We start from the raw sequence: 24,149 nt of genomic DNA, 5'->3' as shown, positions 1-24,149 counted from the left end.
AAAGAAAGGACTATTTAAACAAATGACTCAATTTAAAAAAATTAAACAAGAACTACTCAATTCACCAAAGACTTGGCTTATCACAGGTTGTGCTGGTTTTATTGGTTCGAATCTTTTAGAAACATTACTTTTATTAAATCAGAAAGTTGTCGGTTTAGATAACTTCGCTACGGGTCATCAGCACAACTTTGATGAAGTTCAAACACAGGTTTCGGCTGAGCAATGGCAAAATTTTTATTTTGTTAAAGGTGATATTCGCCAATTGGAAGACTGTCAAACCGCGTTAAGCCATTACAAAAGTGGTGTTGATTATATCCTTCATCAAGCAGCGTTAGGCTCAGTACCTAGATCAATTGCTGATCCCCTATTAACTAACTCAGCAAATATTACCGGTTTTTTGACTATGTTAACGGCAGCGAAAGAAACTCAAGTTAAAAGCTTCGTTTACGCTGCATCAAGTTCTACTTATGGAGATCACCCAGCATTACCTAAAGTTGAAGATGCTATCGGTAAACCGCTATCTCCTTATGCAGTAACTAAATATGTAAATGAGCTTTATGCCGATGTGTTTCATAAAACCTATGGTTTGAATTGCACTGGCTTACGCTACTTTAATGTTTTTGGTAAAAGACAAGACCCTGACGGCGCTTATGCTGCGGTAATCCCTAAGTGGACAGTTGCAATGATCGCTAATGAAGAATTACTTATAAATGGTGATGGTGAAACGAGTCGCGATTTCTGTTTTGTTGAAAATGCCGTACAAGCTAATATTTTAGCTGCAACGGCCAATGATGCAGGTAAAAACCAAGTGTATAATGTTGCCCTCGGTGATAGAACGAGTTTAAATACCTTATTTAATAGCTTGAAAGTTGCCTTACAAGCAAATGGTGTTGATTATCAAAAGTCGCCAACGTATCAAGATTTTAGAGCAGGTGATGTTAGACATTCACAGGCTGATATTTCTAAAGCAAAATCTTTGATTGGCTTTGAGCCTGAGTTTAAAATTCAACAAGGTATAGACAAAGCGATGCCTTGGTATATTAAATTCTTGAATTAAAGGGGCTTAATACCCCCTAACATCGTTGAAATCAACCACAATAGCCAACTATTACTCAATCAAGCTCCTTGTTTTGGAACATTTATTTTCATTACTTATGTAAAACGAATAACTCCCTGTTAATTCATAGTCGCAAGGCTAGGTAGTCATAATATTAAAAAAGCAGCTCTCATTTAAAGCTGCTTTTTTATTCCCCCTGGTACTCCCAAAACAATTTTTTATCTAATCGATTTTCCGTTGTAATAAAATTGTCACATAACTGACTTATACTTCGCTCAGTTATTTTTATCATATTCTCTATATTGAATGAGCTATTTTTTAGCTTGTTGATAATAAGGTTAATTAAGTGGCAAGTCTTATTAGTTCGAACCGAAGCCGTGGGGTTAAAAATTCATTGGCAAAATGGTTAATAACCCTCGGTGGTATTAGCGTTTTATTTACCCTAGTGCTGATTTTTTTGTATTTACTTTACGTAGTAAAACCTATTTTTGACTCTGCTAAAATTGAGCCAAAGGTTAGTATTAGTCTAGACTTAACAAGTAATGAAAAAGTGTTAAGTACTGGCGTTGATGAGTTACAAGAAGTGGCTTATGAAATTACAGAAGCTGGTAACATTGATTTCTATTATTTAAAAGCCAGCGCCTCTGAATCAGACAACCAGTTTGCTGTTGGTGATAATGCGCTTTCTATGTCTTTATTTTCAAGTGAAGACTTCAATCAAGAACAAGTGGTTAATGTAGTTAATTCTTTTTCAGCGAATAAATTACTTCATACCATCAAGGGTAAAACGTTATTAATTCAGCCAAGCTTTTATGCTAAATACGCTAATGATACCCGTGAAATAATCCCTCAAGTAAATTATCCTCTCGGTCAAAATTCACTAGTTATTGATGAACAACAAACACCGCTTTCTCAATTAGCCTTTGCAATGGATGATGAAAGAATTGTTTTTGTTGCTTTTACTGAAGATAAACGTTTAATAAAAACAAGCTTTATTGCTGAAGATGACTTCAGTTCTTCTAGTGATGGTGATGATGTTGAATACGAAACTATTTTTCAACAAATTGAGCTTACTGATGATGTCATTGATGAAATAAAAGTGACACCTGACTTAAGTTTAGCTTTTATTCGAAGTGCTTCAACGGTGTATGTATATTCGCTAAATGATGACGAAGAAGTCAGCCTTAAAGCAACAATTACACCGACTCTCGATAATAGCAATACTTACCTTACCTCAATGGCACTGCTTTCAGGGAGTAGTTCTGTTTTATTAGGTGATAGTAGTGGTCGAATCAGTCAGTGGTTTGAAGTCGCAACGGAATCAGGTCGCCAGTTTAAGCAAATTCGAAGCTTCAACGCTAATGATGGCGAAGCGAGTTATGACAAAAACAACAAAACATCAAGTGCGATAACCGCTATTTATACTGAGCAATACAGAAAGAGTTTTTACACCATGACCAATTCAGGTATGGTTAATGTTTTCTATACCACCAGCTCAGCACATCTTTGGCAAGGCAAACTTGCCTCAACTCAACCCGAAGCATTTTCGATAGCGCCTCGTGCTAATGGTTTGATTATTATTGGTAATGACCCTCTTGATGCTTCTAATAAAAGTTTACAGGCTTTTAGTGTTCATAATGAGCATCCAGAAGTTACTTGGCAAGCGCTATGGCAGGAGGTTTGGTATGAAGGTTACCCTGAGCCAGACTATATCTGGCAATCAACATCAGGCTCTGATGACTTTGAAGGTAAGTTTTCTCTAGTACCTATTTCTTTTGGTACTATTAAAGCGGCTTTATATGCGATGTTATTTGCAGTACCTATTGCCTTAACTGCTGCGATATATACCGCCTACTTTATGACACCGGGAATGCGTAAAAAAGTTAAACCGACCATTGAAATGATGGAAGCATTACCTACCGTTATTTTAGGGTTTTTAGCAGGTTTATGGTTAGCGCCGTTAATGGAAGAATATTTACCAGCAATATTCCTGTTATTTATTTTCTTACCTTTAGCAACACTAATCACTGCGTTTTCTTGGCATAAATTACCAAACCAGCTCAAAGACAAACTGCCAGAAACATTAGCACCCATTTTGTTAATTCCTGTGATAATACTAGCCACCTATGCGGCCTTTTCTTTATCACCACTGCTTGAAAACAGTTTCTTTAATGGTGATATGCGCCAATACCTAACCAATGACCTAGGTATCAACTTTGATCAACGTAACGCTCTAGTTGTTGGTATTGCGATGGGATTTGCTGTTATACCTACTATTTTCTCTATGGCTGAAGATGCTATTTTCAGTGTGCCAGGTCATTTAACAAGCGGTTCATTAGCATTAGGGGCAACACAATGGCAAACATTAATCGGTGTGGTACTTCTAACTGCCAGTCCCGGCATATTTTCTGCTGTGATGATGGGCCTTGGTCGTGCAGTTGGTGAAACAATGATTGTCTTGATGGCAACGGGTAATACGCCGATTTTAGATTGGAGTATCTTCCAAGGTATGAGAACACTTGCAGCAAACATTGCGGTAGAAATGCCCGAATCTGAAGTAGGCAGTTCCCATTACCGAATATTATTCTTGGCAGCATTTGTACTCTTTATCTTCACCTTTATTTTCAATACCGCAGCAGAATTTGTTCGTCAACGATTACGCGAAAAATACAGCTCAATGTAGTTAATCGTATTGAATTTAGAAAACAAACAATAATTTATATATAAGTGGCTAGTCAGCTTTAAGCTGTAGAGTTCAATTTAAAGGAAAATGTACGGAGTTGATAAGTATCAATGAGTACATTTGACGCATAAGTTGGGCTTTACAGCAACAAGATGAAAAGTCACTCACCAATGACGAGTTACTTTATGAATAAGTGGTTTAAATCAGGTTCACCGTGGATATGGTTATCGGCAGGTGGCGTAAGTATCAGTTTAATTTCAGTGTTAGGCCTATTATGGCTTATCGCTTCACGGGGCTTGTCATATTTTTGGCCAAGTGAGTTATATCAATTTGATCTTACCGATCAACATGGCGCTAAGAGTGTTGTCATTGGTGAAATCTACGATAGAGAGCAAATTCCGGTAAGCCAATTAGCACATTTAAATTTGGCGCTTGATCCAGAACAAGAAATATTAGAGCGACTGTTAATCAAAACAGGTAACCGCGAGCTGGTGAGTTTAGATTTTCGTTGGTTGTTAAGTCATAACATTCAAAAGACACAAACACCAAAAGATTTAGTTGTGGTTGAACGTCGTACTCATGGTAACTTTTACGGTTTCATTGAAAGTGTAGTGGTTGATGGAAAAGAAGTAGATAAAAACAAGTTGGATGAATTATTAACGCGTGTTGATAATTTTCAAGACCAGATCGATGATTTACAAAAGTCAGATATTGGTGCTATCAACTATCAATTAGAACGTTTGCGATTAAAAACGCGTAAATATCAATTGCAAGATAAGCTAACGGCTGAGTTACAAGTAAAAATTGATAGCGAAATAGCGGCACTGAACCAGGACTACGAAATACTAGAAAACGAGCTGATGGGATATCGAGAGCAGATATCACGTGATCATATCGTGATGCGTGCTATGGACGGTCAACTCGTTACTATTAACTTTGAATATATTCTTAAAGTCACATTTAATAATCAACTTAATACCTTTGAGAAAACGGCATTATTCTTTAGCCATATTGGTTCATTTCTCATCGAAGACCCTCGCGAAGCTAATACAGAAGGCGGTGTATTCCCTGCTATTTTTGGTACCGTGCTTATGGTGTTATTAATGACAGTCATTGTTTCACCGTTTGGTGTTATCGCGGCTATCTACCTACATGAGTATGCCGGTAAAAATGCATTTACTAAGCTGCTACGCATTGCGGTTATCAACTTAGCCGGCGTTCCCTCTATTGTTTACGGGGTATTTGGTTTAGGGTTCTTTGTTTATATGGTGGGTGGCTCACTCGACCAACTATTTTATTCAGAAAACTTACCTAGCCCTACTTTTGGTACGCCGGGTGTTTTATGGTCAGCGTTAACGTTAGCCATATTAACCTTACCGGTAGTTATTGTTTCAACAGAGGAAGGCTTATCACGCATTCCATCGACTATGCGTCATGGTTCATTAGCGTTAGGAGCAACCAAGGCCGAAACGTTGTGGCGAATTATTTTACCTATTGCCAGTCCTGCTATTATGACGGGTATTATTTTAGCGATTGCTAGAGCAGCTGGTGAGGTTGCGCCATTAATGTTGGTTGGTGTAGTTAAGATGGCACCTAACCTACCTTTGGATGGTAACTTCCCATTCTTACACTTAGATAGAAAGTTCATGCATCTAGGCTTTCATATTTATGATGTTGGTTTCCAAAGTCCTAATGTTGAAGCCGCACGTCCATTGGTTTTTGCAACAGCCTTACTATTAGTAACTATCATTGTTGCTTTAAATATGACCGCCGTTTCAATCCGTAATAAATTACGTGAAAGATATAAGATGCTAGAGCACTAGTTTGCTCTCACAACAGTTAGCAATGAGTAATGGATAGTTATTCATTGCAGTTATTAATAGTAAATTAGTAACGAGCAATTAATAATTTTAAATTCATAACGATCAATTAGTAAATAAAGATTAATCAAAAGTAATTAGAGAAACACCTATTATGATTTCTATTAGCCCAAAGGCGTTAGCGCCTGGCTCAGATAAAGCAATTGAAAAAAAGCTAGATTTAACCAATTTAACACCAGAACAAGTTGCCTTAGATATTAATAAATTAAATTTATTCTATGGTAAAAAACAAGCGCTAAATAATATTACTATGTCTATTCCCAAAGGGCAGGTAACAGCGTTCATTGGTCCAAGTGGTTGTGGTAAATCTACGTTATTACGCTCTATTAACCGTATGAATGATTTAGTTGATAATTGCCATATAAGTGGCGAGATAAACCTTCATGGCAGCAACATCTATGATAAACATGTTGATGTCGCTGAGCTAAGACGCAAAGTTGGCATGGTATTTCAACGACCGAACCCTTTTCCGAAAACCATTTATGAAAATGTAGTCTATGGTTTACGTATTATGGGGGAAAATAACCGTAGAAGGCTTGATGAAGCTGCCGAACAATCACTTCGTAGCGCGGCGCTTTGGAATGAAGTAAAAGACAGGTTGCACGAGAGTGCATTAGGTTTATCGGGCGGTCAGCAACAACGTTTAGTCATTGCTCGTGCTATTGCTATTCAACCTGAGGTTTTATTACTTGATGAACCTACTTCAGCACTCGATCCTATTTCAACCTTGACCATTGAAGAGCTAATCAATGATCTTAAAAAGCAATTTACCGTGGTCATTGTTACCCATAATATGCAACAAGCAGCACGGGTGTCAGATCAAACAGCATTTATGTATATGGGAGATTTAATAGAGTACAGTGACACCAATACTTTGTTTACCACGCCATTGAAAAAGAAAACTGAAGATTACATTACTGGCCGTTACGGTTAATTATAAATTAATAAAAGATGCAAGCACATACCTTTGAAAGGATATCCCATGGATAATTTACAAATTGGTCGTCATATTTCCGGCCAGTTCAATGAAGATTTAGAACGCGTTATAAATAATGTTATGCATATGGGCGGCTTAGTTGAGAAGCAATTAACTGACGCACTTATTGCTGTAGGTCAATCTGATGTTGATTTAGCCAAACAAGTGTTGAGCAACGATTACCAAATTAATGCTTATGAAGTCAGTATTGATGATGAATGTACACGTATTATTGCAAAGCGCCAACCGGCTGCTGGTGACTTACGTTTGATTATGGCTGTTGTAAAAACGATTGCTGACTTGGAGAGAATAGGTGATGAGGCAGAGAAAATTGCTAAAGTTGCGCTAGAAAGCTTTTCTTCATCACAGCAAGATTTACTGGTTAATCTAGATAACCTAGGACGACGAGTACTGGAGTTTTTACAGGCTAGCCTTGATGCATTCACTCGAATGGATTGTGAAACAGCGATTAAAATTCACCAAATGGATGACAAAATAAATCGTGAATATGAAGCGCTTATGCGTCAATTGATGACATATATGATGGAAGACCCACGCTCAATTCCGCAAGTTATGACGGTTATTTGGTCAGCACGCGCACTGGAACGTATTGGTGATCGTTGTCAAAACATCTGTGAATACATCATTTACTTTGTTAAAGGTAAGGTTGTACGTCATACCACAGCAGAAGATATGAAAAACTTATAACTCGCTTGCGCGCCAACTGAGTAATTAAAATTATAATAAATTCAATTAATTAACTATGCACTATACTAGTGTTTAGCAAAAAATAAATCACACTATTGCGCTGAGTTAATAAAGGCATGCGTTTAAGCTGATATTAGCATTTAACATTAGAAGTTAAATGGGGTACTATCCGCGGCGAATAGCAATGACGAGAGTTAGACTGACTGGAAACACAATTATGGCTAAAAATTCAATCTTAGGTGTATTTGCAAAATCACCGATTAAACCGTTAGTAAAACATATTCAAATAGTTGTTAAATGTAGTAAACAACTAATCCCATTTTTTGAAGCATGTACTGCAGAAGACTGGAGTGAAGCGGCTAAAGTTCGTCGTAAACTCTCAAAATTAGAGCAAGATGCTGACGCCTTAAAACGTCAATTACGTCTAGAGCTTCCAGGTGGCTTATTTATGCCAGTTGATCGAGCTGACTTACTTGAACTCGTTTCTCAACAAGACAAAATAGCGAACAAAGCAAAAGACATTGCTGGTCGCGTTCTTGGACGAAAACTTGAAATACCTGTCACCTTACAAGCAGAATTCACTGTTTATTTAGCACGTTGCATTGATGCTACCGAAAAAGCAGCTGAAGCGATTAATGAATTAGATGATTTATTAGAAACAGGCTTCCGTGGACGTGAAGTGGTATTGGTAGAAAAAATGATCAGCCAGTTAGATGCTATCGAAGATGATACTGATGACTTGCAAGTTATTTTGCGTAAAAACTTATTAGCGATTGAAAAGGATTTGAATCCAGTTGATGTAATGTTCTTATATCAAATTATTGATTGGGTCGGTGATTTAGCCGATCTTGCTGAATGTGTAGGTGCACGTTTAGAAATTCTTCTCGCTAGAAAATAGGGTTTATTTGATGGAAATTATACTTAACTCAGGCGGCACTTTTGTAATTCTTGCTGCCGTTGTTGGCTTCTTCATGGCGTGGGGCATTGGTGCCAATGATGTTGCTAATGCAATGGGAACCTCTGTTGGATCGAAAGCATTAACGATTAAACAAGCCATTATTATTGCGATGATTTTTGAGTTTGCGGGTGCTTACCTTGCCGGTGGCGAAGTAACTTCAACCATTCGTAAAGGCATTATAGATGCCAGTTACTTTGTCGATAGCCCAGAATTACTGGTTTACGGTATGATCTCAGCACTTTTTGCTGCAGCTACATGGTTATTAATAGCCTCAGCTTTAGGTTGGCCTGTATCGACTACCCACTCAATTGTTGGTGCTATTGTTGGTTTTGCTGCAGTTGGTGTTAGTACTGATGCTGTAGAATGGGGCAAAGTAGTTGGCATCGTTGGTAGCTGGATTATCACACCGCTAATATCAGGAATTATCGCCTTTATTATCTTTAATAGTGCGCAAAAGCTTATTTTTGATACGGATAAACCATTGCAACAAGCTAAGCGTTGGGTTCCTGCTTATATGTTCCTTGCTGGCTTTGTATTATCACTGGTTACTATCAAAAAAGGTCTTAAGCATATCGGCCTAGAAAACGTCAATTTAGGCTTTGTTAACTTTGAAATTAAAGGCGCTGGTGGTTTCTATTTGGCAGCCATTGTCGCAATTATTGTTGCTATTATTGGTAAATTCTTTATTAGCCGCTTAAAGTTTGATGAAAACCTTGCTAAAGAAGCTCATTACGTAAACGTTGAGAAAGTATTCGCAATATTGATGATTGTTACTGCGTGTGCAATGGCGTTTGCTCATGGTTCAAATGATGTTGCCAATGCTATTGGCCCATTAGCTGCCGTGGTTAGTATTGTTGAACATGATGGACAAATTGCCGCTAAATCAGCAATAGCTTGGTGGATATTACCACTGGGTGGTTTTGGTATTGTTGCCGGCCTTGCCTTGTTTGGCCATAAAGTTATTGCAACTATCGGCCAAGGTATTACACATTTAACACCAAGTCGTGGTTTTGCAGCTGAGTTAGCGGCTGCTAGTACTGTTGTTATTGCTTCAGGTGCAGGCTTACCTATCTCTACCACACAAACTCTTGTTGGTGCTGTGTTAGGTGTAGGTATGGCACGTGGTATCGCAGCTATTAATTTAGGTGTTGTACGTAACATTGTTGTATCTTGGGTTATAACCTTACCTGTTGGTGCTGGTTTATCTATTGTTTTCTTCTGGATTATGCAGGCAACATTTAGTTAGTCTCTTACTCCTGAAAAACAGAATTAAAAAAGCCGCAACTTGTTGCGGCTTTTTTATTTTCTTTATTTAATCACGACTTCTAAAGTACCTTGATTAAATAGCTACCTATTTAACTCTTTAGTTAACTAGATTTAGTTACGTGCAGTAACTTCTAATAAGTGGTAACCAAACTGAGTTTGTACAGGGCCTTGTACTGTATTTAAAGGAGCTGAAAAAACAACTTTATCAAATTCAGGAACCATTTGACCTGGGCCAAAGCTACCTAAATCACCACCTTGGGCATTTGATGGGCAGTTCGAATGTTCTTTAGCCACTTCAGCAAAATCTTTACCTGCTTCAATTTCTGCTTTTAAGGCTAAACATTTTTCTTCTGTATCCACTAAAAGGTGGCGTGCACTTGCTTGAGACATACTTCTTTCCTATTTCTGTATTATGAAATTATAACTATTTTAAAATATTTATAATTGAGCAAAGCTACATTAACGCATTTAATTAATAATTGAAAGTCAGGTAAATATAAGTAATTTATTAGCCCTTGAATTCATTGAACTATTAGCTGTAGTAGAGATATATTTAAAACGGATAAAACTAAGGTAAAGTCCTTATACCACGGGCTTCGTACTTTAAAAGAACGATAGTGGAAATAAGTAAAAAGTTAACTTAACCGTTAAGAGTAAAGTAGCCATATTAATAGAGAGGATAAATTATCCTGCGTTAGCTATTACGAGAGTAGATTCGCACTTTAACTTATACCAATTCCATTAAATTTATTCCCACCTCAGAGCTATGTCAGAAGAGTTATAACAAACAAAATTTTTGCTGGTATAGTCATGTCTATATCTCAAAAATTTGTACAGTTATTGCTTTTATGACAAGCTCCCAAGGGCGAGTTTAAAAGGCTTACATGCTGTGTTATTGATTTTGACAAGGGAATAACCATTCTCTTCAATCAATACCTTGCCTTTAAACCTTTTAATTCTCGCTGAGTGGGAAATAACTTAATGGACTTGGTATTAAAAATAGGTAGAATAGCGGCAATTTTTGATTCACCTATTGTACTGATTCTGTACTCATATCGTACTAATACCAATAAATAGTACGATTGGTATAACACAGTAAGGATTACCGATGGCCTCTCTCCAAGATCAATTGCTCAAAGCCGGATTAACCACTAAACAAAAAACGCGGCAAGCTAATGCTGACAAGCGTAAGAAAAACAAACAACAACGCAGTGGTGTTGAGCATGGTGCAAGCTTGCAAGAGCAAGTAAAGCAAGACTTAGCACTATCAAAAGCAGATAAGCTTGCTAAAGATAGTGCGCTTAATGATGCAAAAAATATTGAGATCGCTAATAAAGAACAACAATTACGCATCAAACAGATTCTTGAGCATCACCAACTAACTGGTGTGAGAGGGGAAAGTGAATATAATTACACTTTCGATAATAAAGTTAAAAAATTAGCGCTAGATAGCAAAACGCATAAAGCGTTAGTCAATGGTCGTTTGGCACTGTGTGGTTTGAATGAAACTACCTATCTTGTTACCAGTGAAACGGCAGAAAAAGTCGCAGAACTTGATAAAAACATCATACTTGTTCAGAACGATAAAGTTGATGCTGAAGAAACAGATGAAAATGATCCGTACGCTGATTATCAAATTCCAGATGATTTGATGTGGTAGGACGAATCAGGAATGCATTTTATGTAAACTGTTTCCCCGGTTAATAGCGGACAGATAAATGTTCGTTGCATGTGTTAGAATACTGCGAAATTAGGTGTCGAACACACCAATAAAACTAACGCTATTACAATGGCTAGCATAAACAATATGTTAGCTTTTTTTAGATTTATTTGATTTACAAGAGTTGTTATTTATTATGTTGATGAAAGCTATCCGTTGGCCAATAGGTCAATTAATTTTGTTACTAAACCTTACTTTTTCACCACGATCGCCAAAACGCGCCGCAGACGAGCAAGCCAAAATTGACGATAAAACACGAACACTCAGTTTATATCAACTACCATCGTGTCCATTTTGTGTGAAGGTCCGTCGTACAATGAAGCGTGAAGGGTTGAAAATTGAGCTGCGTAATATCAATGGTAATAATGACTACAGTGCAGAGCTTGTGCGTGAAGGCGGTAAACGTAAAGTGCCTTGTTTACGTATTGAAAAAGAAGATGGCCAAGTGCAATGGTTATATGAGTCAAGTGATGTAGTTAGCCACTTACAAGCGTTAACTAAGGCTGCCTAACCTTGATTATTTTTATACTCACTAACATTTGATTGAAAAGTTAATGGGTGTTGATCTCCTTAGGGTGATTATAAAGTTATTATTGAAATTATTTATCAAAAAAATGTGTCTATTAAGTTAATCACTTGTTCTGAAAACTTAGTAGGCCCTTTATGTTGATAAAAACCCCACCAAAATCCGCACTAAAAACATCCGACATTACTGATGAGTCAGTTTATATACAGCGCCGTCAACTTATCAAAAGTATGGGATTTCTCGGTGCAGGTGCTCTATTAGGCTCAGTAATATCTAAAACAGCCAATGCTGGTTTTTTTGATAATAAAGACGCTGATGCGAGTAGTTTTAAAACAACGCCTTTAAAGTTTACTGCGGATAAAGATAATGTTTCGTTAATTAAAACTCCGGAACAAAAAGTTATTAGCCACAATAATTTTTATGAGTTTGGCGCTCAGAAAAATCAACCCGCTGAATTGTCTCAAAATTTTAAAGTGAACCCTTGGCAACTATCTATTTCCGGTGAATGTGATAACCCCATTACCTTAGATTATGATGATTTAACGACTATGTTTGCCCTAGAAGAGCGCATTTACCGACTTCGTTGTGTAGAAGCTTGGTCAATGGTGGTCCCTTGGATTGGTTTTTCTTTAGCTGATTTATTAAAAAAAGTTGCGCCAAACTCATCGGCTAAATACGTGCTTTTTGAAACACTGCATGATCCTGAGCAAATGCCAGGTCAAAGCGATAGACGTTTGGGTGGCGGTATTGCTTACCCTTATATAGAAGGATTACGTATCGACGAAGCGATGAATCCACTCACTTTAATGAGTGTAGGTTTGTATGGTAAAACGTTACCCCCACAAAATGGTGCGCCAATTCGCTTGGTTGTTCCATGGAAATACGGTTTTAAGAGTATTAAATCGATAGTATCAATTAAGTTGGTACGTGAAAAACCCCAAACAACGTGGAATAAACTCGCTGCTAATGAATATGGTTTTTATGCCAATGTAAACCCAGCGCACGATCATCCAAGATGGAGTCAAGCCAGCGAAAGGCGGATAACCTCTGGCGGGTTATTTGCTCGAAACCGCATTGAGACCTTACCTTTTAATGGCTATGGTGAACAAGTAGCGCATATGTATAAAGATATGGATTTAACTAAGTATTACTAGGGACTGTTTATCTTTAGCGGTTAAGTTTTGTTCGAGGTAAAAGGGATTTAATCGCGGCGAGTAGTGTGTAGCCTAGTAATTCTAAGCAAATACTACTCAACAAAGAGTAAAACACTTTTAGCCGAATCCTTCGGACAGCGTTTGTTGGTTGTTTTTACTTCGTTATCGCTTTTTTATGTAGAATAACCACATGACAAAAGTTCTGCCTTGTATAAACATCCAACAAATCACTGCAAAAATAATCTCAAAAGTTCAACAGTCCCTAAGGCCTTATTGTTATATGCTTTTCACTACATCGAATAAAGTTTTACTGTTAAAAGTCGTTATTCATCTAGCTGCGTTTTTACCTTTACTAAATTTATACTACCTTGCCTTTAATGATCAGCTTGGCGCTGATCCCGTGCAGGAAGTCATACATTTTACCGGTATTGGCGCTTTTAACTTGTTATTAGTAACACTGACTGTGTCACCTATAGCCAAAAAATTTAAACTGGGCTATCTATTACAGATAAGACGTTTACTCGGTATATATACTTTCAGTTATGCGTTGATGCATTTATTTAACTTTTTGGTCTTTGATTTACAGCTTGCTTGGTCTTTATTTTTTAGCGAAGTGGTTAAACGGCCATATATCACTATTGGCATGATTGCTTTTGTTTTATTAACTACGCTGGCCATTACTTCCCTTAATAGTATTAAACGTAATATGGGGAAATCATGGCAAAGTTTGCATAACTACAGTTATTTTATTGCCATGTTAGTGTCAGTGCACTTTTATTGGTCGGTTAAATCAGAAATCATTTCACCCTTATTCTACATGCTGTTAACGGTTGCCTTATTAGCATTTCGCTATAAAAAAATTAAAACTTTGATCCTGTCTATATTTGTTAAAAAAATAAGGACTAAATAACTCTTTTTACATTGGTATAACATTGCTTTTTTCTATAATCTACCCGTCCTAATCGGATAATAAATATACAAGCTACTGTTTTACTACAGTGAAGTGTAATTAAAGGGAAGTTTAAGATTTTATGGCAGAGCTAGTTTGGGACGAGGGAATGAGTGTCGGCATTGATAGCCTAGATAACGACCATAAAAAGCTCATTGCCATTTTAGCGCAATTGATGTCTGCCAAAAATGAAAAGCTTGGACAGGATGATATTGATGTTATTTTTGAAAGACTTGAAGGTTATTGCCTATCACACTTTGCTCGAGAAGAAGCCTTACTAGCTAAAATTGACTATAAGCAGCTTGAGGCTCATAAATTGAGTCACCAAGCGTTTATTAAAAAAATACCACAGTTGAAAGAGCAGTGGTTTGCCAAGGTTACGGAATCTGAGGCAGTAAAAGATAAAATTATCTTATTTTTACAGCAATGGTTAATAAAGCATATTTTAGAAGAAGATCTAGACTATGTACCTGCCATACATTGCTTTCAAGAGTTCAGTCGTTATGAAAAAGATAAAAAAGCCAAACACCCTTGGTTAAGATTTTTCTCCATAAAACTGTCTCACTGTCTTATTTTAAGCCACCGAGTTTTAATCACAACACTACTGCCTGTTGCAGCAGTGTTACTACTTTGTTTCTTTATACTTAAAGACAACTACCAACGCTATGACAGTATTTCTAAGGTATTAGGTCTTAATTCTGTTATCGAGCAAGTCAATGGTATTAGTCACTCATTACAAGCCGAGCGAGGTTTATCTACCGGTTACACCAGTTCAAACTATAGAAGTTTTGCTAAACAACTAAGACAACGCCGAAAAAGTACAGATGCTAAAATCCAATACTTTTTATGGTTACTAGAGCAGTCTGCTAACCAAGAAATAAAAGTAAGTGTTAGTCGTTATATGACTAATTTTCAGGAAATAGTAGCGAACTTGTCGCGTCACAGAATGCATTTAGACCAGAAAATTGTTGGTTTTGAAGAAACTTATCATGCTTATACCCAATTAATTGGACAACTTCTGTCGGTATCTGACCATTTGGTCCATATAGAAATAGGCTCAAGTCACGCCAATGATATTTCAGCCATTAATGCCATACTACGTTATAAAGAGTTTATGGGGCAAATCCGTGCTATTGGTATGAAAATGGCTGAAAACCATCAAGAAAATATTTATGGAAATGTTGAAGTTAGTTTATTGATAGGAAAACAATTAAATACCTTGCTCATATTTAAAAATGCAGCAAATTCAGCTCAAAAGTCAATCTGTGGCCACTATTGTGATGCTTTTGCGCTGCGACAACACTTAGAGTCTTCTTATCTAGAAACAATGCAGTTTGAAGATAAAGATGTCAGAGCCGCAAGATGGTTCAAGGTGATGTCAGCAAAAGTCGATAATTTAAATAGCGTGGTTCAAAGACTCATTAACGAATTTGATGGGCAAATATACATTGAAAGTCAAAAATTGAAAAAAGAAGGTTATTTGATCATTCTTGCCATGTTGATATTTTTGTTGGTGGCTATATTCTTTGCGTTAGTGCTTAATTACAGCATTATTAGCCCAGTAAGAAAACTCACCTACGCATTAAATGATATGTCTGAAGGGCAGAATAACATTCACTTTAACCATATTGATAGCAAAGATGAAATTGGATCTATGCAATTAGCTTTTGAAAAGCTTCGCCGGAAATTGCTTCAAGGTGATGTGTATAAAGCGACAGTCAGTCAGCAGCAGAAAGAGATTAAATACCGAAAGTCTCAACAGGATCATTTTCAGCAACTAGCCTTGACTGATGCTTTAACCGGTGCTGTTAATCGCCACCACTTTAACGAGGTACTTGATCAAGAAATAGCCAATGTTAATAACCATGGCAGCCCATTATCTATTATGCTGTTAGATATTGATCACTTCAAAAGTGTCAATGACCGTTATGGTCATGGTGTAGGAGATGAGGTCTTGGTAATGTTCTATCAAACGTGCGTTGAAGCAGTTCGAAGTAGTGACGTTGTTGCCCGTATTGGTGGTGAAGAGTTCGTGATTATTATGCCAAATACTCAGTTGGTCAATGCCCAAAAGTTTGCTGAACGTTTACGCCAAAAAATAGCAAAACTTGAATTAAATATTGCCAATAATCAAATATCTGTAACGGTTAGCATTGGGGTGAGTCAGTGGCAAAGTGAATATTTTACCAATGCTGAAACTTTTGTAGCCCATGCGGATAAATCTCTCTATCAAGCAAAAAATAGTGGCAGAAATAAGGTTGTCGTTGCTCAACAGTGATCAATTAACGTATATATGTAAATAAACGTAGATAAGTGACTACTTATCGTCATTACCTTGTTGTTTTATCAAAATAAATTTATGGTGTTAGGCATTATTTTTCGTTACAGGAATTACAATGCTTAAAACGTCATTACCGCGTAATTTAGTTACCTTAGATTCATATAATAAGCCAATTCAGAAACCTATTAGTCAGCCTATTAGTCAATTTATTAGTAAAAAAACTACGTTTACTCTGCTCACCACCACTATGCTATCGTTGGGCTTAACGGCTTGTTTACCCAATGAAAAACAAGATGCAAAAGTAGTTATCAATAAAAATCCTTACCCGAGCACCTATCAAGCATTACCTAGTGAAAGTACTTTATTAACTAATGCCACAATTTTAACCGGTACCGGTGAGCGTATCAATAATGGGGATATTTTGTTAGTTAATGGCAAGGTCACTCAGGTGGGCAATAATTTGTCAGTAGAGCAGGCCACTGTTATTGATATGAAAGGTAAATGGATCACGCCAGGCATTATTGATGTTCATTCTCATTTAGGCGTTTATCCTAATCCAGAAGTAGAGTCACACTCCGATGGTAATGAGATGACGTCTCCTAATACGTCAGAAGTATGGGCTGAACATAGTGTTTGGCCACAAGATCCTGCTTTTCAAGCAGCGCGTGCTGGCGGTATAACAAGCTTACAGATTTTACCTGGTTCAGCTAATTTATTTGGTGGTCGCGGCGTTACATTACGCAACGTACCGAGTGAAACTATGCAAGGCATGAAGTTCTCGGGTGCGCCTTACGGCTTGAAAATGGCGTGTGGTGAAAACCCTAAACGTGTTTATGGGAGTCGAAAAGTTTTACCTTCAACGCGAATGGGTAATGTTGCTGGTTACCGCAGCGCTTGGCTTGCCGCTACAGAATACAAACGTGATTGGGATAAATATGACAGTGACTACAGTGCAGGGAAAAATCCTGATGCACCTAAACGTGATTTAGCACTCGATACCTTAATGGGCGTTTTAGACGGCGAAATTTTAATTCATAACCATTGTTATAAAGCGGAAGAAATGGCGGTAATGATTGATCTTGGTAATGAATTTAATTATCACTCAGGTACCTTTCATCATGCAATTGAAGGTTACAAAGTCGCCGATTTATTAGCGGCTAATGGTAACTGTGCTGCTATGTGGCCAGATTGGTGGGGATTCAAAATGGAAGCCTATGACATGGTTGAAGAAAATGTTGCCATTGTTGATGCCGTTAAAAATTCTTGTGCTGTTGTTCATTCAGATTCAGCAACAACTATTCAGCGTTTAAACCAAGAAGCGGCGAAAGTGATGTACCGCGCCAATGAAAATGGTTTTGCCTTAAAAGAAGAAGATGCCATAAAGTGGATTACCGCTAATGCAGCCAAATCTTTAGGTATTAACGATGAAGTAGGTAGCCTAGAAGCTGGCAAGAATGCTGATGTTGTGGTTTGGAATATGAACCCATTTAGTGTTTATGCCCAAGCTGAACAAGTGTTTATTGATGGTGCTAAAGTTTATGATCGTTTTGATGATAAATACCAAGCTAAAAGTGACTTTTTACTTGGTCAACAGCTAGATAATCACGTGAGTAAAGTGGTTACTCAATTAGAAAAAAAATCAGCTACTAATCCGGCAACTCATCCGGCAATTAAGCCAGCAAATAAAAAATAGGAATCACAATGAAAAATACTCAATTACTTACTTCATTGCGCTATGTTTTGCTTGGCGCACTTACTGTAACAACTAGTGTTGTTCAGGCTGAATCAATCGCAATTACCAATGCTACTGTTTATACCGTAGCTAAAAAAGGTGTTTTATTTCAAGCAACCGTTATGGTCGATGAAGGAAAAATTACCGCCGTATATGGTAAAGATGAAGTGCCTGAATCGCTTAGTGCGGACACTATTATCGATGCTAAAGAACGTATTCTAACGCCTGGTTTTATTGCAACGCATAACTTACTTGGTTTAGTGGAAGTCGGTGCAGTGTCCGATACTCGCGATAGCTCGGATAAAGATGCTGATATTACTTTTGATGCCAGTTTAGCGTTTAACCCTAAATCTACGTTAATCGCCTATGCTCGAAAGGGCGGTATTACCAGTAGTTTAGTTATGCCCTATGGTGGTGAAGATGTTATTACGGGCCAAAGCTTCGTTGTTAACTTATCAGGAGACTTTGACAGTGTGATCATGCCACAAAATGCCGTGATCGTTTCGCTGGGTGCTTCGGGCAAAGGCTCTCGGGCAACAAAACTTCAAACGTTAAGCAATGAACTTGAAGATGCGCAAAAAGCGTTAGCTAAAGCAGAAAAAGTTAAAGCTAGCAGTAAAAAAGAGAAAGAAGAAAAAGAAGCCGAAACACCATCACGATCTGAGCTGGTTCTAAATGAGCTATTATCGGGAGATAAGCCTTTAATTGCTTATGCTGATAGGGCGACTGATATCTTAGCTTTACTTAAGTTAAAACAGAAGTTTAACCTTAATTTGATACTCGCTGGCGCCAGTGATGCGGTATTAGTTAGCGATGAAATAGCTAAAGCCAATGTTGTTGTGATGATGAGTGCTATCGATAATTTACCTAGCAGTTTTGACTCCTTGCATAACTCACTTACTAACGTTGCTAAACTGACTGATGCTGGTGTGAAGGTGATTATCAGTAATAGTGGTGAAAGCTATAATATTAATCAATTACGTTTTGATGCGGGTGTGGCGGTTGCCAATGGTGTCGCTGCAACTACTGCTTTAGCAGCCGTTACAGCTAATGTTGCCGATAGTTTTAACTTAAACTCTGGTCGTATTGCGGTTGGTAAAAATGCTGATTTAGTTTTATGGAGTAGTGACCCTTTTGAAATAAGCACCAAAGTGGATGCTATGTGGATTAACGGTCAAGCCATGTCATTAAAATCACGTCAAGATGCATTACGCCAGCGTTACATTGTCGAAACGGATATGCCACGTGCGTACACTAAATGATTTATTAAGCGTGTAATCATTCACAAAAAGTTTATGTACGATTAAATAAATCCTGTATTTTAAGAAGCATTTAAAATCCAGGATTTTTTATTTTAATCGCTTCAATGATTGAAATAACCACACTGATCACCTAGCGCTTCGCAATCAGGACATGGCATCAAGAGAATAAACTTGTATTTTAACCTCCATTCTCTATCATTGGAGTAATTCTCATACTTAACTAACTCTTTTATAAGCAACTATCATGCGTTTCATTATTACTTTATTTTTAATACTTCAACTTACTACTTTGGCTTTTTCGGCCCACTCTAGAGACAAGATTGGTCTGGTGTTAAGTGGTGGCGGTGCTAAAGGCTCAGCCCATATTGGCGTACTTAAAGTACTCGAACAGCATAATATTCCTATCGATTATGTGGTCGGTACGAGTATTGGCGCCTATGTTGGTGGAATGTACGCGTTAGGTTATGAAGTGAGTGAAATTGAAGCCATTATGCTTGGCATGCCTTGGGATGAGAGCTATTCAGACTTTATACCCAGAGAATCATTGGCTTATGATAAAAAACAGCATAGAGATAGGTATAACATATCAATACGATTAGGTTATAGCGATGGTGAATTTAAAGTTCCACATGGGTTGTTGTTAGGTCAGAGTGCTTACCAAATTCTACAGCGTTCAACGGATACTGTTCGCTCTTTTGACAGTTTTGATGATTTGGCAATCCCTTATCGCGCTGTTGCTTCTGATATCGCCACAGCAAAAATGGTCGTTCTCGATTCTGGCAGCATTAATGAGGCTATGAAAGCATCAGCAGCGGTACCAGGTATTGTAGCAGCCGTTGAAATTGATGGTAAAACGCTAGTTGATGGCGGCATCACCAATAACATGCCAATTGATGTAATCAAAGCAATGGGCGCCGATATTGTTATTGCTATTGATATAGGTTCGCCGCTCGCTGAACAAAGTGAGCTAACCAGTACGGTATCTGTACTCAATCAGCTATCTACAATTCTCACCAACAATACCAGTTTGGCGCAAAAGGCGTTACTTACTGATAAAGATATTTTGTTGCGTCCCGCTATCGATAAATTAAGTACCACTGACTGGTCTGTTATGCCTGAAGCTTTGAAGTTAGGTGAGCAGGAAGCACAGGCACAATCACAAGCGTTGATGAAATTAGCAATCAGTGATGTTGATTATCAAGCCTATAAAAATCAAAAAAAGCTGAAGGCAAAAAAATGGTTTGATGCTTTACCCAGACATATTACTAAAATTAAAATTAACAATAACTCTAAAGTAGAAAACGACATAATAGAGAAAGTTTTTGCGGTTGAACTAGGAAAAAAGCTCACTAAAGAAGCCTTAGATTTAGCTATAAATAGAGTCTATGCGTTAGATAAATTTGAACAAGTCACCGTTGAATTTGATGATTCGCCAGAAGGACGAATTATCACCTTAACTACGCAAGCTAAGTCTTGGGGGCCAAATTATTTTGATTTTGGCTTTAACTTAAAAACAGATTTCTCTGATCAGTCTATTACGTCAATCAATATGTCTTATTTGATGACAAATGTTTCGATGAATGGTGGACGTTGGTTAAACGAGCTTGAATTGGGGTGGGAAAGTTTACTCGCGAGTGAGTTCTATCAACCGCTTGATCACAGTCATGATATATATAGTAGAGCAAGAGTCTCTTTTGCCCAAGATAAGTGGGAGAAAACAAGTTTTCGTGAAGAGCTCAGAAATGAGTATTATCAAGCGACACTAGCATTGGGCTATGATTATTCTTTTAAAGGGATTATTGAGTTAGGCGTTATTGCTGAAACAGGTGATCTTTCTCTTGATAAACCAGGTACTGATGATTTTGATTATGACAGTTACGGGAGTTTTATAACGTTTGGTTACGATACCCTAGATAGTATTAATTTCCCCACCAATGGTAATAAATTATTAATTGAAGTGAAGTGGTTAAAAGATGAATATTCACCTCAATTAAGTGATGTAGAAAAAGATACTGCGACTACCTTTGCCCTTGATTGGCGAGGCGCTATAGGGATTAGAGGTCATACTTTTGTTGGAATAGCCTCTTTTGCCACTATCGACAATGAAAGCGACTTTAGTGTCCATGTAACTGAATTAGGTGGATTTCTAAACCTTTCAGGTTACCAAGAAGATGCGCTAATTGGCGTACATAAAGTCTTTGCTGCAGTTGTTTATCAATATGATTTAGGTCGTGAAATACCCGGTGGCTCAGGCTTACCTATTTATTTAGGCACAAGTTTAGAAGCCGGGAATGTTTGGGGGGGAGAAGACAGGATTAGGTATAATGATTTAATCAGTTCAGGCAGTATTTACCTAGGTACAGATACCAGTTTTGGGCCTGCAGTTTTAGGGATGGGCTTTGCGACAAGTGGAGAACATTCATTCTTCTTATCAATAGGTAAAAACTGGTAGTGATAAAGGTGAATATTTTTATACGGCTTGTTATCAAGTAAAAGCAGAGAGGTAACATTTTATGCTATCAAACAACCTCTTCTTTTTATAGAATTTAACTGCTTATAGAATTTACCGTTTCATAACCTAACCATATTAGTTTACGCCATGACAAAAATACCACTAAATAATGATTTTGCTCAAGTTACTTCAATTACACTAAACCAAGAAAGTGGTGAAGAGCGGTTTGAGGGACTTAATATTTCTCATGCCTATTGCCAAGCAAAGGTAAGTTTATACGGTGGGCAAGTCTTAAGCTTTAAACCCAGTGGTCATAGGGATGTTTTGTGGTTAAGTGAACAAGCTAGTTATCAAATGGGTAAAGCTATTCGTGGTGGTATCCCTTTGTGCTGGCCTTGGTTTGGTGCTAATGATAAACAAAGTCAATATCTCACAGAAAATCCAAACACAGCATTAAAACCAGTGAATCATGGTTTTGCTCGTCAATTGCCATGGCACATAACAAGCATTAATGCTGATGAGAGCGGTGTTACTTTAGTTTTAGTGTTAAGTGGTGATAAGCAACACCCGCTCTGGCCTAATGCGTATACCTTAACGCAAACCTTATTTTTTGGTAAAAACCTTAAACAAACACTGACGATGAGCAATGACTCTTTAGAGGATGCACAATACTCTGCTGCCCTACATAGCTACTTTACGGTCAGTAATCCAGGCAATGTGAGTATCGATGCCTTAACAGGAGTTCGTTATAGTGACAAACTCACGGGCAATTCAAGTACTCAACAAGAGGCTGTAAGTTGTGTTGGTGAAATAGATCGTGAATATCATAGCAGTGAAAAAATGACGGTTATTGATAATCATTGGCAGCGTAAAATTGACATAATAAGCAGTAATTGTCAGCAATGGGTATTGTGGAATCCCGGTACGGAACTAGCAAACACTATGGCAGATATTCACCCTCAAGGTGAGCAAGAGTATGTTTGTTTAGAAGCAGCAAATACTAGCTGGCAAATAATACCAGCGGGTGAAACGGTTGTTATTTCACAAGAAATAACTGTCACTAACTGTTAATACTAAAAAGATCATCCAATATTAATTGATACGCAAATAACGATGTAGTAAACCTTGCGTGAAGTTAATCTTAAGGTAAAAACCACGGGGTAAGGTCATAAAAGGTTTACCATTACGATCGAATGCTTGGGTTCTTGCTTTGTTGTTAGCCGCTTTGGGTCTCAGCTGCATTACTTGTCCATGCTTACCATGAATATTCTCTACTTCACCGAGTACAATCATATCGGTGAGTTCTTGCCAGTCCTGAGCTAATAAGGCTTCTTCTTCAGCGTTAGGTGACCACAAAAAAGGTGTGCCCACTATACGCTCACTAATTGGTACATCTTTAGGCGAGATCACTGGCACCCATAATACTCGTGCTAATTTTTTGCGTACATAGCAATTATGCCAATTTACACCGACAAGGCCTGTTAAGGGCGCAACACTGACAAAGGTTGTCTCAAGTGGTTTAGCTTGCTCATTAATAGGCAATGATTTTAACTCTATGCCTAAGTGGGGGAAGTCAGGCTCAGGCCTAGAGCCTGCGCTAGCACCTAAAACATGCTCCAGTAATAAACCGATCCAACCTTTATTACGGGTTAAGTCTTTTGGAATGACAATACCCGCTTGCTTAGCCAAGTCACCTAACGTTAAACCAGCTAAATTTTGGGCGTTGTGCATGAGTGCTTGTTCAGAAGAGGGTATGTTCATAAAAGAAACGACATTAACCAGGAAATATTTTCTTACTAAGGTTAGTGACTATTATCATAGATTTACTAAAAAAATTAAAGTAATCATTTGCTCCACTGACGTTAATATGGTTGAATTGAGGCAAGTATTTTATATATTGTCAGGAGTTCCTGTGATCGATGCCGAAGGCTATCGCGCCAACGTCGGCATAGTAATAATTAATGACATGGGACAAGTATTTTGGGCAAGGCGGTATGGACAACATTCATGGCAATATCCACAAGGTGGAGTTGATGAAGGTGAGACTGCTGAACAAACCATGTATCGAGAACTACATGAGGAAGTTGGTTTAAAACCTGAACACGTGAAAATTGTTGCTTCAACTAAGCATTGGCTAAAATATAAATTACCAAAACGTTATATTAGGCATGACTCTAAACCCGTTTGTATTGGTCAAAAGCAAAAGTGGTTTTTATTAAAGCTCACTGCAGCTGAGTCATCAGTTGATTTACTTCATAGCTCGCATCCTGAATTTGATGACTGGCGATGGGTAAGTTATTGGTATCCAGTCAGACAGGTAGTATCTTTTAAACGAGATGTTTATCGAATGGTCATGAAAGAATTTGCTAATTTTGCTTTACCTCTTACGTATGAAAGGCGACCTGATCGCCGTAAACGTAGGGCTTAATAACAATAACACCTAATTATTACTATGATTGTAAATCCTAATAGCCCACTTTATTGTGGGCTATTTTTTTATAAACTTTCACTCTACAGTAACCACTAATTAGTTCGTTCGAACGAT

The 24,149-nt window shown here is 37.7% G+C and carries 19 protein-coding genes and 1 pseudogene; 18 read left to right on the top strand and 2 right to left on the bottom strand.

What is annotated here, in order from left to right:
* Positions 1 to 22: 22 nt before the first annotated feature.
* The 7 genes from CPS_RS16295 to CPS_RS16265 all read left to right on the top strand — a co-directional run bounded on the left by CPS_RS16295 (position 23) and on the right by CPS_RS16265 (position 9,508).
* Positions 23 to 1,057: an NAD-dependent epimerase/dehydratase family protein gene (locus tag CPS_RS16295; RefSeq protein WP_011044397.1), complete on the top strand. Its 1,035-nt coding sequence runs from the start codon at positions 23 to 25 to the stop codon at positions 1,055 to 1,057.
* A gap of 346 nt (positions 1,058 to 1,403) precedes the next feature.
* Positions 1,404 to 3,740 (top strand): ABC transporter permease subunit, encoded by a 2,337-nt coding sequence (locus CPS_RS16290; protein WP_011044396.1) that lies wholly within the window; start codon positions 1,404 to 1,406, stop codon positions 3,738 to 3,740.
* A 185-nt stretch (positions 3,741 to 3,925) separates the two neighbouring features.
* Positions 3,926 to 5,563: a phosphate ABC transporter permease PstA gene (gene pstA / locus CPS_RS16285; protein ID WP_011044395.1), complete on the top strand. Its 1,638-nt coding sequence runs from the start codon at positions 3,926 to 3,928 to the stop codon at positions 5,561 to 5,563.
* 151 nt (positions 5,564 to 5,714) lie between these two features.
* Positions 5,715 to 6,554, top strand: coding sequence for a phosphate ABC transporter ATP-binding protein PstB (pstB, locus tag CPS_RS16280; RefSeq protein WP_011044394.1), 840 nt, complete (start codon positions 5,715 to 5,717; stop codon positions 6,552 to 6,554).
* 48 nt (positions 6,555 to 6,602) lie between these two features.
* Positions 6,603 to 7,304, top strand: coding sequence for a phosphate signaling complex protein PhoU (gene phoU / locus CPS_RS16275; protein ID WP_011044393.1), 702 nt, complete (start codon positions 6,603 to 6,605; stop codon positions 7,302 to 7,304).
* A gap of 217 nt (positions 7,305 to 7,521) precedes the next feature.
* A complete protein-coding gene (locus CPS_RS16270) occupies positions 7,522 to 8,202 on the top strand; it encodes a TIGR00153 family protein (RefSeq protein ID WP_011044392.1) in 681 nt (226 codons plus the stop codon).
* A 10-nt stretch (positions 8,203 to 8,212) separates the two neighbouring features.
* On the top strand, positions 8,213 to 9,508 hold the full coding sequence (locus CPS_RS16265) for an inorganic phosphate transporter (protein WP_011044391.1): 1,296 nt from the start codon (positions 8,213 to 8,215) through the stop codon (positions 9,506 to 9,508).
* Positions 9,509 to 9,639: 131 nt separating this feature from the next.
* Here the strand turns inward: CPS_RS16265 and CPS_RS16260 are convergent, their stop codons facing one another.
* Positions 9,640 to 9,918, bottom strand: coding sequence for a peptidylprolyl isomerase (locus tag CPS_RS16260; RefSeq protein ID WP_011044390.1), 279 nt, complete (start codon positions 9,916 to 9,918; stop codon positions 9,640 to 9,642).
* 718 nt (positions 9,919 to 10,636) lie between these two features.
* Between CPS_RS16260 and CPS_RS16255 the strand changes: the two genes are divergently transcribed.
* From CPS_RS16255 to CPS_RS16215, 10 genes and pseudogenes are all read left to right on the top strand, one after another.
* Positions 10,637 to 11,188: a DUF2058 domain-containing protein gene (locus CPS_RS16255; RefSeq protein ID WP_011044389.1), complete on the top strand. Its 552-nt coding sequence runs from the start codon at positions 10,637 to 10,639 to the stop codon at positions 11,186 to 11,188.
* A gap of 202 nt (positions 11,189 to 11,390) precedes the next feature.
* Complete coding sequence (locus CPS_RS16250) at positions 11,391 to 11,759, top strand: glutaredoxin family protein (RefSeq protein WP_041738008.1); 369 nt, start codon at positions 11,391 to 11,393, stop codon at positions 11,757 to 11,759.
* Between the two features lie 152 nt (positions 11,760 to 11,911).
* Complete coding sequence (gene msrP / locus CPS_RS16245; protein ID WP_011044387.1) at positions 11,912 to 12,928, top strand: protein-methionine-sulfoxide reductase catalytic subunit MsrP; 1,017 nt, start codon at positions 11,912 to 11,914, stop codon at positions 12,926 to 12,928.
* 63 nt (positions 12,929 to 12,991) lie between these two features.
* A pseudogene (locus CPS_RS24170) lies at positions 12,992 to 13,231 on the top strand (hypothetical protein).
* Positions 13,209 to 13,838, top strand: coding sequence for a protein-methionine-sulfoxide reductase heme-binding subunit MsrQ (gene msrQ, locus CPS_RS16240; protein WP_011044386.1), 630 nt, complete (start codon positions 13,209 to 13,211; stop codon positions 13,836 to 13,838). The pseudogene CPS_RS24170 and the gene msrQ overlap by 23 nt, the downstream one beginning before the upstream one ends.
* 121 nt (positions 13,839 to 13,959) lie before the next feature.
* Positions 13,960 to 16,155: a bacteriohemerythrin gene (locus tag CPS_RS22970; RefSeq protein ID WP_049757910.1), complete on the top strand. Its 2,196-nt coding sequence runs from the start codon at positions 13,960 to 13,962 to the stop codon at positions 16,153 to 16,155.
* Positions 16,156 to 16,405: 250 nt separating this feature from the next.
* Positions 16,406 to 17,851, top strand: coding sequence for an amidohydrolase (locus CPS_RS16230; protein WP_138140390.1), 1,446 nt, complete (start codon positions 16,406 to 16,408; stop codon positions 17,849 to 17,851).
* Positions 17,852 to 17,859: 8 nt separating this feature from the next.
* Positions 17,860 to 19,152 carry an amidohydrolase family protein gene (locus CPS_RS16225; protein WP_011044383.1) on the top strand — a complete coding sequence of 431 codons (1,293 nt, stop codon included), beginning with the start codon at positions 17,860 to 17,862 and terminating at the stop codon, positions 19,150 to 19,152.
* Positions 19,153 to 19,396: 244 nt separating this feature from the next.
* Positions 19,397 to 21,604: a patatin-like phospholipase family protein gene (locus tag CPS_RS16220; protein ID WP_011044382.1), complete on the top strand. Its 2,208-nt coding sequence runs from the start codon at positions 19,397 to 19,399 to the stop codon at positions 21,602 to 21,604.
* A 147-nt stretch (positions 21,605 to 21,751) separates the two neighbouring features.
* Positions 21,752 to 22,675, top strand: a complete 924-nt coding sequence (locus tag CPS_RS16215) for a D-hexose-6-phosphate mutarotase (protein WP_011044381.1) — start codon at positions 21,752 to 21,754, stop codon at positions 22,673 to 22,675.
* A gap of 21 nt (positions 22,676 to 22,696) precedes the next feature.
* Here the strand turns inward: CPS_RS16215 and mutH are convergent, their stop codons facing one another.
* Positions 22,697 to 23,365, bottom strand: coding sequence for a DNA mismatch repair endonuclease MutH (mutH, locus tag CPS_RS16210; RefSeq protein ID WP_011044380.1), 669 nt, complete (start codon positions 23,363 to 23,365; stop codon positions 22,697 to 22,699).
* 151 nt (positions 23,366 to 23,516) lie between these two features.
* Between mutH and rppH the strand changes: the two genes are divergently transcribed.
* Positions 23,517 to 24,032 carry an RNA pyrophosphohydrolase gene (gene rppH, locus CPS_RS16205; RefSeq protein ID WP_011044379.1) on the top strand — a complete coding sequence of 172 codons (516 nt, stop codon included), beginning with the start codon at positions 23,517 to 23,519 and terminating at the stop codon, positions 24,030 to 24,032.
* Positions 24,033 to 24,149 lie beyond the last annotated feature (117 nt).

The sequence above is a fragment of the Colwellia psychrerythraea 34H genome (genome assembly GCF_000012325.1).
Classification (GTDB): domain Bacteria; phylum Pseudomonadota; class Gammaproteobacteria; order Enterobacterales; family Alteromonadaceae; genus Colwellia; species Colwellia psychrerythraea_A.
This window is presented reverse-complemented; position numbering and strand designations above follow the sequence as displayed.